Source organism: Microcoleus sp. bin48.metabat.b7b8b9.023, assembly GCF_013299185.1.
In the GTDB taxonomy this organism is placed as follows: Bacteria; Cyanobacteriota; Cyanobacteriia; order Cyanobacteriales; family Microcoleaceae; genus Microcoleus.
The window spans coordinates 46,406-59,939 of sequence record NZ_JAAFKG010000010.1; the positions used below are offsets into that span (position 1 = coordinate 46,406).

Below are 13,534 nucleotides of genomic sequence, written 5' to 3' on the forward strand. Positions count from 1 at the left end.
TAAATTAACCATTTATTTACTAAAACTTTACCTTTTAATAACCTTTTGCCTGTACGATAAAGCCATCTCCCTATATATTGGGTGTAACCTGGTCAATCACAAGCGGGCAATGTTTTACAAAGTAATACCGACCCCTAACAATGACCAGGCTTCTAACGCCTGGACGGAGGCAGACAGCGCAGCTATCGCAACTGCTCAACGGCTATATTTCTTGCACGAACAAGTAAAAAAAGTCGAGCGTATGTCTGTCGGATGGACTGGCGAAAGATTATAAGTGATTGAATAGTCGATCGTTCATAAAGAGCGATCGCAGCGCGAAAGTGCCTCAGCTACTGAAGAAGGCACCTCCCGCTAGCCACATACAAACATAACCCCCACTGATATTTATGTCTTCTGCTGAATTAAGCGAAAGTCCTTCAAGGCTGGCTGTTGGACAAGCCGGCCGCATCTTGTTACTGGAAGGTGAAGACCTGTTGCGGGAGATGCTAGCTTTAGCTCTGAAAGAACAGGGCTATGAGGTGGTGGTTACTAGCGACGGGCGCAACGCTCTGCCTTCTGTGCAGGCTTCCTCGTCTTACCACAGTGAATTTGGTTTTAACCTGTTAATTATGGACTCAATTAACGGTTTAGATCTGTGTCGAATGTTACGACATCAAGGAAATCCCGTTCCTATTTTGATTATCGGTGCTAGAGGAAGTGCAAACAACTGCGCTTTTTATCTAGAAGCCGGATCGGATGATTATCTCACCAAGCCTTTTGGAATGCGGGAGTTTATCGCCCGGTGTCGGGCACTGATGCGGCGCCAGCGCCTCGGTCAGTTGCCACAACCGATGATGCTGCAATATAAGAACATAACTCTGTATCCTGAAGAGTGCCGCGTCTTGGTTCACGGCATTGAAGTAAAATTTTCTCCTAAACAGTTTCGCTTACTAGAACTATTTATGAGTAATCCCCGGCGAGTTTGGTCTCGCGATCAGTTGCTGGAAAAAATTTGGGGTCAAGATTTTATCGGAGACAGCAAAACAGTAGATGTTCACATCCGCTGGCTGCGCGAAAAGTTGGAAATCGATCCGGGTCAACCGGAATATATCATTACAGTACGGGGGTTCGGCTATCGATTTGGTTGATTGTTTTAATCTGTTGTATGGTTACCAGTTCGAGTTAAATATGACATAGGTAGGGATACAACAATGTTGTGTCCTTATTTGTATGTATAGGGCAATTATTGATGAGGTACGTTGTTGGGCTTGGGCCCTCTTGAGACGTATAGATAAACGGGGCTAAAGCCCAACTACATACCTTTATTAAATTGGAATATATCCTTAAGTCCAGCAAATTGTGTTACAAAAAGCTAGAGATTAGTGTTCGAGTGCATAGGTACGTTGTTGGGCTTGGGCCCTCTTGAGACGTATAGATAAACGGGGCTAAAGCCCAACTACATACCTTTCAAAAAAATGACCGTCAATTGAGTTTATAGTCTGCGGATAATTAGTCCTTAACCATTTTTTTACCTATGACTGTCAAGCGTCGAGAATTCCTAATTTTCTTGGGTGCAACTGCCGGTGGTGTTGCACTCAATTCTTGCCAACAAAAATTTACGATGCCCTTCTCACCGCCAGTTAACTCTGCCAAGAGTGTGGATAATATGGCACGAGGCATAAACTTCCAACCAGTCAAAGGGCCGATGCCTTTGCTAACCAGCAGCACCTTGACAGAAACTGGACAATTCATCCCCATTAGCAGCGCGTCCACCCAGCAGCAAACGCAAGCTTACAGCGCTTACGAAGTAGCAGACGACCTCCTGCTTCCAGAAGGCTTTACCTACGATATCGTAGCTGCTTGGGGAGACAAAGTGGGCGATTCTCACTTCGGCTACAACAATGACTATCTCTCTTTTGTAGAAACTGGCAAAGGTGAGGGATTGTTGACCGTTAATTTCGAGTATATCAGTGCCAAGCCTTGGATTCAAAGTTATCAAAAAGTTATTGGCAAATCTCTGCCTTTTGCTAAGTTAGAAGCGGCAGTTACCTCCGCCGGAAAAGTAGGAATTAATGCCTTTTCTGCGTCGGACAAAGACCAGACAAAAAAAATGGTTGCGGAAGTGTCGAAAGCAGCTTTAATTGAGGTGGGAATGGGGGTAATTTCTATCAAAATAAATGATGATGGCAAATGGGTAAGAACGCATTCTCCAGCCGATCGCCGAATTACGGGTATTTCCGGCCTAGAAGACGGGCGCTACCTCAAATCCACCGGCCCGGGGGTAGCCGTGTTTAACAAAAAAGGTAAAGGCTACTCGGACAAATTGGGATCAAAAATCATCGGCACCTTTCATAACTGTGCGGGCGGGACTACGCCTTGGGGAACGGTTTTTAGCGCTGAAGAAAACATCCAGAATTTCGTACCGGAACCTGTGTTTGCAGACGGTACATCTTTCGATCCAAGCAAGAAAAATTTCTACATCGATACGGAAGAAATTGGCGGTTTGGGGAATGTCTTCGGCTTGGCGGGTAATAAATACGGCTGGATGGTAGAAGTAGATCCGGCTAACCCCAAGGACTACGGCACCAAACACACTTGGCTGGGACGCTGCCGCCACGAAGCTGTAGGCATTCGCGTAGTAGCCGGAAAACCATTAGCATTTTACTCGGGGTGCGATCGGCGCAGCGGACATATTTACAAATTCGTCAGCAAAAACCCTGTTAAAAACCCCAAAGATAAAGCTAATTCCCAGCTATTGACAGACGGAATGCTTTATGCTGCCAAGTTTAACGCTGACGGCACCGGTAGGTGGATTCCATTAAAAACTGACACCCCTGTGAATCCAGATTTGCCTAGCTTGCATGGAGGCGGAATGATTAATTTGCCGCTGCGTCCAGCAGGTGGTTTTGTCAAAGTCGAAAAAGATGCAGAAGCAGTTGCTTTCAAACAAAAATTCAAGACTTTAAATGACCTCTACGAAGGCACAGCTAAGGAAAAACAAGGTGCAATTTTAATAGACGCTCATTATGCCGCCAGCGCCGCAGGAGCTACTTGCACTGCTCGTCCCGAAGACACTAAAATTGCTCCTGACGGTTCTCTATACATTACCTTTACTTCCGGTTCTGCCAGCGATAGCGACGGCGGGCCGGATTTGCGAATTTTTCAAGGCAAGGATGGCAAATCTTACGAATATGGCTGGATTATGCGCTTAGTTGAAGAGGGTAACGATCCCTCTGCAATGACTTTTCAGTGGAAAATGTTTGCGACGGGTGGCGAACCGGCTGAGGGCGGATTGGGTTTTTCTAATCCAGATAATTTACTGATTGACAAGGGTGGCAATGTTTGGATGGTAAATGATATGTCTTCTGACAAACTGAATGCGCCTGTTGCTGCTGGCAGAGTTGATAAAGATGGGAAACCGATTAGCCAATCTAATTTGCGCGGTTTGTACGGTAACAATGCAATTTGGTTTTTGCCGGCTTCTGGCCCCAATGCTGGGGAGGCTTTTTTGTTTGGAATTGGGCCGATGGAGTGCGAAACTACTGGGCCGTTTTTTACTGAGGATGAAAAGACTTTGTTTTTGGCGATTCAGCATCCAGGAGAAATTAACGGGATGCGGCAGGATATGGCGGCAGACGATCGCAATTTTGCCATGAAGACTATTGATGGTAAGGAATTTTTGCAGGCTCGAAAAGTGCCGGTAGGATCGAATTGGCCTGGGAAAACAGTTAATAATCCACCTAAACCTGCGGTGGTGGCAATTCGGCGGGTGAATTCGCAGCCGTTGACTTAGTTTCAATTTGAGCGCAAAGGGCGATCGCCCTTTGCACTCAAATCCCTCAATCCAAAACCTAAGTATGTCGGGTGCTTGTGTCTGCACCTTATATCGTTTCCGGGTGGTGCATCGGAATTATATAGTGCGAGCGTCCATAGCGAACGAACCAATCGCGAGCGAGACGCTCGCACTACATAATTCAAATATATTATTCCGACGCTAGCGGATTTGATATTACTGCTATTGGGCAAAACCATGCAGGCGATCGCTTATGGCTTATGGCTTCTGCTCTGAATTTGTACGATCGATAAATTACCACCACAGCCCGAAGCTTGCACTCCCGGCACTTTCACTTAAAAAGTGCAACAAATACCCCAGCGCTCGCAATATTACCTCTATGTATTGTAGAATCGAAAGCAAGCGTTTGTATTTATTCATTCATTCAATAAAAAATGTTGTACAGTCGTGCGGTGCACGCTGCTGTTCAAAAGTTGCATCTCAAAAATCAGCAGGCTCAGGCAACACTGAATAACCAGAATAAAACTTACGAAAAGAAACCGGGTTTTTACAACAAATCTTGGTTTGACAGCGACGAATCTGCTTGCTAAATCCGTTTCTCAATTCCTGTGCATCCCAAAGAAAGGGAAATACCGGATGGCGATTTGGGCGGGCCGTCAATTTTTTCCAGGTGGATGTCGCCCGCCTGCGAGTATTTTTGAACTCAAAACAATCCCGATCCTAATCAGATCCAGCACTAACGTTGTGAACAAAACCCCATCTACTACCACCGAAGCCGCAAAAACGGCTGGCTCCCGAACCCTCCGAACAGTTCTGATAGTTCCCTTCGTCTTGCAACTGTTCGCGGCGGTGGGACTGGTAGGATATCTCTCATTTAAAAACGGACAGAAGGCAGTCAACGAAATTGCCGATCGACTAATGACAGAAGTAGGCAGCCGCGTCCAACAGAATCTCGGTGCTTACCTGACTGTACCCCATCAGGTCAACCAGATCAATGCTGCTGCGATCGATCTCGGCACCCTCAACCTGGAAGATGTACCTCTTTTACAGCGTCATTTTTGGCGGCAGCTTCAGATATTTAACACCCTCACTTTTACTGGTTTAGGATTAGAACAAAGAGACAACTTAGGGGCAGAAAGGCTCGACAATGGCTCGCTGACTTGGAGAGTATCGACAGCAGCAAGTAACTATGATTTCCGCACCTATGCCACCAATGAATCCGGCGAAATCGGCGCAGTATTAAACAACAAAATTAATTTTGACCCGCGCACTCGCCCCTGGTACAAAGCTGCGGTAGCTGCTGGTAAACCCACCTGGAGTCAAATTTATCCCAATACAGCGGGTATTACTGCCTATCTCGGCGCGTCTATGCCTTTCTACGACAAACAAGGGAAATTGCAAGGGGTATTGCTAACTAATATTAATTTGTCCACCATTGGCAAATTTTTGCAAAGTTTGAAAATTGGCGAAACCGGACAGGTTTTTATTGTAGAGCGATCGGGAATGCTAGTCGCAACTTCGACAGGAGAAAGACCGTTTCATACCATCAATAAAGAATACGGAGCAGAACGAGTTAAAGCAATTGACAGTAAAAATACTTTCACTCAAACCACGGCTAAATATTTACGATCTAATTTTAACGAGTTCCAATCTCTAAAAACGGCGCAGTCACTAGAATTTGATGTTGAGGGGAAAAAACAATATTTACAAGTTCTACCTTGGCAAGATGACAAAGGATTGGATTGGTTGATTGTGGTCGTTGTTCCAGAATCTGATTTCATGGCACAAATTAATGCCAATACTAAGGCGACAATTTTGTTGTGTGCTGCTGCGGGACTCGTGGCGATAATTGTCGGAGTTGTTACAGCTAGATGGGTGACAAAACCAATTTTATCTTTGAACGAGGCTGCCAAAAATATTGCTAAAGGTGAATGGGGCAAAAGTGTAACGCTCAACCGATCCGATGAAGTCGGGGAACTTGCCAATTCATTTAATAGTATGGCGGCACAATTGCAAGTATCCTTCACGGAAATGCAAGCTTTGAATGCCGAATTATCCCAGAGTGAAAGCAGACTCAACCAAATTTTAGAAGCGGTGCCGGTGGGTATATTTGTCGCCGAGTCTAGTGGCAAACCTTACTATGTTAATTCTCGCGCTCAGGATTTATTGGGGAGGGGTATAGTAGCTAATACTTCGGGGGAACTGCGAGAGATTTATCAAGCTTATTTGGCAGGTACCAACGAACTTTATCCAGCAGACAAAGAACCCCTTGCTAATGCTTTTAAAGGAGCCAGCGTTAACGTTGATGATATGGAAATTCGCCAGTCTGACAGGATTATTCCGATCGAGGTTTGGGGAACGCCCATTTATGATGATAAAGGAAAGGTGAGTTATGCGATCGCAGCTTTTGCCGATATCACCCAGCGCAAACAAGCCGAGAAATTGGTAGCGGAATACAACCGCACTCTCGAAGTCCAAGTCACCGAAAGAACCCAAGAGCTCAAAACAGCCTTAGACAACCTCCAAACCACTCAAGAAGAGCTGATTCAATCGGAAAAAATGGCTGCTTTAGGCCAATTAGTCGCCGGAGTTGCCCACGAATTGAATACTCCTCTGGGCGCAATTCGATCGACAGCCGGAAGTATGACTACTTTTTTAGAGCAAACCATCACCAATTTGCCCTCACTGTTTCAGTCGCTTTCCCCCGCAGAATCTGAAAGTTTTAACACACTACTGTATCGTTCGCTACAAAAAGATCTGACTTTAACAGCTAAAGAAGAAAGGAAGTTAAAGCGGGCTTTGATTAGTCAACTCGAAGACGAAAACATTGACGAGGCGAATGCGATCGCCGACACTTTGGTAGATATGGGGATTTACGAGGCGGACGACTTTCTGTCTCTGCTGCAAAAGGTCGATCGCGATCGTATCTTAGAAATGGCTTACAAACTCTCCGAAATCCAGCGAGGAACCCAAACAATCAACACCGCAGCCGATCGCGCTTCTAAAGTCGTATTCGCCTTGAAAACCTATGGCCGTTACGACTCATCAGAAACGATGGCTGCATCTAATATAACCGAAGGCATAGAAACCGTACTCACCCTGTATCAAAATAACCTCAAACACAACGTCGAAGTCATCCGCAATTTCCAAACAATACCGCCCGTAATGTGCTATGTAGACCAACTCAATCAAGTATGGACAAATCTGATTCACAACGCCCTGCAAGCGATGGACAATCAAGGCACATTAACTCTGGATATCCTTCAGGAAGGCAACAATATCAAAATCGGCGTTACAGATAGCGGCGCCGGAATTCCATCCGAAGTAATGCCCAAAATATTCGCTCCATTCTTCACCACAAAACCCCCCGGAGAAGGCAGCGGTCTGGGTCTCGATATAGTCAGAAAAATTATTGACAAACATCGCGGTAAAATAGAAGTTGAATCTGTTCCAGGCAAAACTACTTTTACAGTTGTTCTACCTGTCAATCTCTCCTAAAAATTAGTTAATTAGCAAAAATGTCTAAACCAATTATCCTGTGTGTTGATGACGAGAAAGTAGTTTTAAAAAGTCTGAAAACGCAACTAAAATCTGCCTTTGGGAATGCTTATCTTTACGAGATAGCAGAAAGTCCCGCCGATGCTCTAGAGTTAATTGATGAATTCACTGACGACGAAATCTCAGTTATCTTGATTGTATCGGATTGGTTAATGCCAGGAATGAAAGGAGATGAATTTCTGATTCGAGTTCATCAAAAATTTCCAAAAACAGTAAAAATTATGCTGACAGGTCAAGCCGATGAAGAGGCAGTCAAAAGGGCTTTTGACGAAGCCAACCTCCATCGGTGTTTGCAGAAACCTTGGTCGGAATCAGAGTTGATCGAAACCATTAAAACAGCCTTATCGTTATGACCAAACAAGTCATTATTTGCGTTGACGATGAAAAAACCATTCTGAAAAGTCTTAAAACAGAATTAAAAGAAGCTTTAGGCAATACTTATGAGATTGAAATTGCCGAAGGAGGTAAAGACGCCCTAGAGTTAATTGCTGAATTGCTCGAAGACGGCTATGAAATTCCTTTGATTATCTCCGATTACGTGATGCCTGACATGAAAGGCGATGAATTGTTGCGGCTAGTTCACGAAATTTCCCCCAAAACTCTCAAGGTGATGCTGACGGGTCAGGCGACTATTGAAGCGGTAGGAAATGCCATCAAACAGGCAAAACTCTACCGCTACATCGGCAAACCTTGGCAAACTGAAGACTTAAGATTGACTGTGACAGAAGCCGTACACAGCTACAGTCAGGATAAAAAACTAGCAGAACAAAATGCCGAACTTCGGAAAATAAATCAGAAGTTAGAAGTTGCTCTGTCACAGCAATTAAAATTAACAGAAGCGGCTAAACGCTTTGTGCCAAATGAATTTGTATCCCTCCTAAGCCACGATAGCTTGAGCGAAGTTCGACTCGGCGACAGCGTGGAAAAGGAAATGTCAATATTGTTTTCCGATATTCGGGATTTTACGGCTCTTTCTGAGAGCCTGACACCTCAAGAAAATTTCAATTTTATTAATTCCTATTTGAGTCGAATGGAGCCAAACATTATTAAAAATCACGGCTTTATTGATAAATATATTGGCGATGCAATTATGGCTTTATTCGGTCAGAGTGCCAGCGATGCCGTGAATGCTGCAATTTCTATGTTGCACAGTCTCGCTGAATACAATCAACATCGCATGAGTTGCAGTTACGCACCTATTAAAATTGGGATTGGCATCAATACGGGTTCATTGATGTTAGGAACAGTTGGGTCAACTAACAGGATGGACAGTACGGTGATTGGCGACGCTGTAAATTTAGCCTCGCGGCTGGAAACTATGACGAAAAGTTACGGGGTGTCGATGTTGATCGCTCAAAATACTTTTTTGCAGTTGACCGATCCCACAAGTTACTCAATCCGAAATATCGGCTGTGTTCGAGTAAAAGGTAAATCGGATTTGATGACAATTTACGAAGTTTTTGATGCCGATCCACCTGAATTGAAAGAGCGTAAGTTAGCAACTTTACCCGTATTTGTCGAAGCACTGTATAATTACGCTGCTGCTAAACATCAAGAAGCGGCAGAACTGTTTGCGGATTGTGTACGCAAGAATCCCCTAGATAGGGTGGCGCAAAATTATCTGCAACGCTGTCACGAAATGCACGCAATATTGCCCTAAAGTAATTCTGACTTTATTTAATATAATAAATTGAATACATTCCGGTCAGTACCAACTATAAATGAACCGGAAACAGGAAAGAAAGCTTTGGGTTTGAGTCCATAATCTTATCTCAAAAACCCGGTTTTTTTACTCTCAGAGTGAGAAACCAGGTTCCTTTCAAAAATCCTGGGTTGAGCAACAAAAAATACAGTAATACAGCGGGTTGATGAGCGTCTAGTGCCTAGCAGCGTTCTCTCTTCAGAGAACAGTCTCATACGATTTTCCATTTTCCGATTTGAGATTTGAGATTCGTAATGACTGGCATGAGGGTTGGGATCCTGCATAGAGTTGCATTCTTTTTTTGAACTGATATCAGTTGAGTGAAAGTCGCGACTATCTTGGCAAATCAGTTGAACTGCGGTAAAATAGTGATTTTAATTGACAGCTCTAAAAAATAACACAAGAGAGTTTAAGCGATCGTGAGCAGCCAGCAAATAGTCCCACCAACGGCGAATATTCTTGTAGTTGACGACACTCCAGCTAATTTGCGCCTTCTCGCTGGGATTTTGACAGAACAAGGGTACAATGTTAGACCCGCACGGGATGGAAACCAAGCTATATCAATTGCCCAAACCATTGCTTTGGATTTGATTTTGCTGGATATTAATATGCCGGTGATGGACGGCTATCAAGTATGCGAAAAGCTCAAAGCGGACGATCGCACTCGCGGCATACCCGTGATCTTCATCAGTGCCTTGAGCGATGTACTGGATAAAATCAAAGCTTTTGGCGTCGGCGGAGTAGACTACATTACCAAACCTTTTCAAGTAGAAGAAGTTTTGGCTCGTGTCGCAACTCACTTGAGTTTACAAAATCTGCAAAACAATTTGCAATCTAAAAATGATGAGCTAGCGGAAACTAATGAGAGATTGAATGCTACTTTGCTAGAATTAAAGTCTACTCAAAACGAACTAATTAATTCAGAAAAAATGGCTGCGTTGGGACAATTAATCGCAGGAATTGCTCACGAAATCAATACTCCATTGGGAGCAATTCGCTCTTCGGCGGGGAACATTTTTAAGTTTTTAGAGCAATCTCTACAGCAGTTGCCTGCACTATTTCAGTCTTTATCTATAGAAGAAGCGGAAATTTTTTTAGCATTAATCAATAGGTCGCTCCAAGAAAAACCCAGTTTCTCTGCCAAAGAAGACCGCAAAGTGAAAAGGCTTTTTATCAGTCAATTTAACTCCGAACAAGTTGCAAAACCCGAGGATTTGGCTGATACGATTGTGGACATGAGAATTTATGACAAAATAGAGCCTTTTTTGCCACTGTTCAAAAGATCTGATAGTTTGTATATCTTAGATAGTGCTTATAAAATATCCGGTATGCAAAGAGGTATGCAAACCATAGCAATAGCAGCAGATAGAGCGGCAAAAATAATATTTGCTCTCAAAGAATACACAGGAGGTCAACCGTCGAGCGATAAGAGTTTAGCCAAGATAGCTGATGGTATCGAAACGGTGTTGACTCTGTATCACAATCAAATCAAAAATCGAGTGAATATAGTGCTGAACCTTCCAGAACTACCCCCTGTACTTTGCTATCCTGACGAACTCAATCAGGTGTGGACAAATATCGTCCACAATGCTTTACAAGCTATGGACTATCAAGGTACTTTAACTATTGACGCGATTGAGGCAGGTGAGCAGATAAAGATTACTATTGCCGATACAGGCAAAGGTATACCGTTGGATATTCAAGAGAAAATATTTGAGCCTTTTTTTACAACAAAATCCTTAGGGGAAGGTAGTGGTTTAGGGTTGCATATTGTTAAACAAATAATTGACAAACATCAAGGTAAAATAGAAGTAAAATCACTTCCCAGACAAACCACGTTTACAGTTTATTTACCGAGGAATTAGTAGCACAAAACTGAAGTCATACCATTTGAGATTTGAGATTTGAGATTTGAGATTGGGAATGACTGATGACTATCAGGGTTTGAATCGCGGGCTTACATTTGCATTCTTTCTTGAAACTGGTATTACGGATCGACGGGTAGCTGTTTCTGCTTTCTTTTTCTCCCAATTCCCAATTTCCAATTTCCAATCTCCAATTCCCAAGTCACAATTTCTAGTGTAAAGAGTAAAATGCCTAAACCAGTAATTTTATGTGTTGATGATGAAATCGCTGTATTGGAGAGTCTCAAAGTGCAACTCAAGTCAGCTTTTGGTACTGAATATTCTTATGAACTGGCCGAAAATGCGATGGATGCTCTAGAAATGCTAGAGGAGTTTACTGAAGAGGAGTCTCAAGTTCTGGTGATTGTATCAGATTGGTTAATGCCCGGGATGAAGGGGGACGATCTGCTGATTTACATCCACCAAAAATTCCCGAAAATCGTGAAAGTTATGCTAACAGGTCAAGCTGATGAAGCTGCTATTGCCAGGGTAAAAAAGGAAGCAAACCTTCATTCGTGCTTGTATAAACCTTGGTTGGAATCGGAATTAATTGAGATCATTAAATCCGGCCTGAAAAAAACTTGAACCCACAATTCAGTTGACAGTTGACAGTTGACAATTGACAACGAAATCTACCTAGAAGGAAGAGGATTGGAGTAATGAATCGTCTGATTTTAATTTATTCTTAAAAGGGAGAGGCTTTCAACCAATTATTTCTGGTAATTATAGGAGGTTATGGCAAGCAAACTACGATCGCAAGTCTGAATTAATATTCCGGGGAAGTATTACTACTTTGCGATCGCACGTCACATCCAAGTCTGGGTCAAACATTTAGATGAGGAAGGACTAAAGTCCTCACTACGAACCTTTTTAGAAGGACTAAAGTCCTCACTACGAACCTTTTTAGAAGGACTAAAGTCCTCACTACGAACCTTTTTAGAAGGACTAAAGTCCTCACTACGAACCTTTTTAGAAGGACTAAAGTCCTCACTACGAACCTTTTTAGAAGTACTAAAGTCCTCACTACGAACCTTTTTAGAAGTACTAAAGTCCTCACTACGAATCATAGCTCAAAACTTCGCTGTCCATTGCCAACAATGAAGTTTCGAGCAATCTCCTGCAACCGCAACAGCCCCCACGATATCTGAACAGGGCATTAATTCAATTAAAGACCATTTCGATGATTCTTCGGGGTTTTGTTCAACATTTAATAGTGCTGCGGGTTCTCCTGGTGCGAGGGTCACATCAAACTGATTCAGGGGAATAGATAGTCCTTTGCCGACTGCTTTGATGTAGGCTTCTTTCCGAGTCCAGCAGGTGAAAAAAGCAGGGTTTTGGAGATGTTCGGAGAGAGAACGCAGCACGGTGTTTTCTAATGGTGAGAAAAACTTTTCAGCAATCTCTAGACATGGAAAGTTGGGATTTATGCGTTCAATATCGACGCCAATATCTCGATTTTTGGTAATGGCAATTAGCCCAAGTTCGTGAGAGTGAGACAAATTGAAACGCAGGGTATCTCCACTTTGGGCGACGATGAGAGAGGGTTTGCCGTAGGGGTTGTATTCAAAGCTTAAATGGCTGGGATTTATGTGCAGGTAGCGACTCAGAATTTCTCTCAGCGCACCGCGAGTCACAATAAATTGCGATCGATCTTTTGGAAAGTGAAAACGCTCTGCTTTTGTCTGTTCGTCGGTAGAGAGAGTCTCTGCTAAAGTCCGCACGCAAGATGCCGCTTGAGCCAGAGAGACGCGCCAAACATGAATTTCGTTGATGTCTAATGTCAGGTTTTCTGGTGGGGAATTCCACGAAGGAACAACAGCAGTCATGTATTTGCGCTTTTTTTGGGCTTGGTGGGTCAAAATATCGTCTCTGGCGATGAGACTATCGATCGAACTATGGGGGCTTTGGGCGGTGGGAGTTGTTTGCTTGAGGGATGTGTTTCTCGACGTGAAATCGCCAATTACAAAGGATTGTAGCATGAGAGGTGCTAATTTTTTGCTTGAGTCTGGCGATCGCACTTGCACGATCGCACGAGTCTCGATATTATTTTGTATTAGGTAGATTTCACCCCAGAGCGATCGCACTTTTTTGTTGTCAGCGACCTGAAGAAGGAAAATTTAAGCCAATTGGCTTAAACAATTAAGACAAATTGCTAATGTATGTGTTCCGAAAGACGAATATCTTTATTTCAGCTATCAGGTAAAAAATCCGGAATATTTAGTGTTTGTTTTGCACTCAAAATCCGGATATCCGCTCCCAAGTTCCCTTTTACATAATTACGTTTTTCTGGTTTTTATAGCAAAAATTGCAGCTTTAGGGGGGGGGAAGGATATATTTATTTTTCCTGCGAGCCATCGGGGGCAAAGCTGCCGATAGGCTCGTATTTACAATTTAATAACTTAGGACTCAGCCTAAAAAGTGATTTTACACGCTACTGATAGCCGCAAGTAAGGTGATGCACGGCACACCCTACATCTAGAAGTTCTGCGTCTAGGACTGGAACTGCAACAAATTCCCAAATAATCCGGATATTCACTCTATTTGGTTGTAAAATTAATTACAGTTGTTTTCCTTTGATTCGTTTTGTCAAATAAACTG

The 13,534-nt window shown here is 43.3% G+C and carries 9 protein-coding genes; 8 read left to right on the plus strand and 1 reads right to left on the minus strand.

Going from position 1 to position 13,534, the window contains the following annotated elements; translation table 11 throughout:
- Nucleotides 1-386 precede the first annotated feature (386 nt).
- From QZW82_RS08325 to QZW82_RS08360, 8 genes are all read left to right on the plus strand, one after another.
- Nucleotides 387-1,127 carry a response regulator transcription factor gene (locus QZW82_RS08325; protein ID WP_293146949.1) on the plus strand — a complete coding sequence of 247 codons (741 nt, stop codon included), beginning with the start codon at nucleotides 387-389 and terminating at the stop codon, nucleotides 1,125-1,127.
- A 386-nt stretch (nucleotides 1,128-1,513) separates the two neighbouring features.
- Nucleotides 1,514-3,772, plus strand: coding sequence for an alkaline phosphatase PhoX (locus tag QZW82_RS08330; RefSeq protein ID WP_293146951.1), 2,259 nt, complete (start codon nucleotides 1,514-1,516; stop codon nucleotides 3,770-3,772).
- A gap of 434 nt (nucleotides 3,773-4,206) precedes the next feature.
- Complete coding sequence (locus QZW82_RS08335) at nucleotides 4,207-4,362, plus strand: hypothetical protein (protein WP_293146953.1); 156 nt, start codon at nucleotides 4,207-4,209, stop codon at nucleotides 4,360-4,362.
- A gap of 154 nt (nucleotides 4,363-4,516) precedes the next feature.
- Entirely contained in the window at nucleotides 4,517-7,270 is a 2,754-nt protein-coding gene (locus tag QZW82_RS08340) for an ATP-binding protein (RefSeq protein ID WP_293146955.1), read from the plus strand.
- Nucleotides 7,271-7,290: 20 nt separating this feature from the next.
- Nucleotides 7,291-7,683 carry a response regulator gene (locus tag QZW82_RS08345; RefSeq protein ID WP_293146959.1) on the plus strand — a complete coding sequence of 131 codons (393 nt, stop codon included), beginning with the start codon at nucleotides 7,291-7,293 and terminating at the stop codon, nucleotides 7,681-7,683.
- Entirely contained in the window at nucleotides 7,680-8,990 is a 1,311-nt protein-coding gene (locus QZW82_RS08350) for an adenylate/guanylate cyclase domain-containing protein (RefSeq protein ID WP_293146961.1), read from the plus strand. The genes QZW82_RS08345 and QZW82_RS08350 overlap by 4 nt, the downstream gene beginning before the upstream one ends.
- 461 nt (nucleotides 8,991-9,451) lie before the next feature.
- Entirely contained in the window at nucleotides 9,452-10,897 is a 1,446-nt protein-coding gene (locus tag QZW82_RS08355; protein WP_293146963.1) for a response regulator, read from the plus strand.
- Between the two features lie 228 nt (nucleotides 10,898-11,125).
- Entirely contained in the window at nucleotides 11,126-11,521 is a 396-nt protein-coding gene (locus QZW82_RS08360) for a response regulator (RefSeq protein WP_293146965.1), read from the plus strand.
- A 485-nt stretch (nucleotides 11,522-12,006) separates the two neighbouring features.
- Here the strand turns inward: QZW82_RS08360 and QZW82_RS08365 are convergent, their stop codons facing one another.
- Complete coding sequence (locus QZW82_RS08365; RefSeq protein WP_293146967.1) at nucleotides 12,007-13,020, minus strand: 4'-phosphopantetheinyl transferase superfamily protein; 1,014 nt, start codon at nucleotides 13,018-13,020, stop codon at nucleotides 12,007-12,009.
- Nucleotides 13,021-13,534 lie beyond the last annotated feature (514 nt).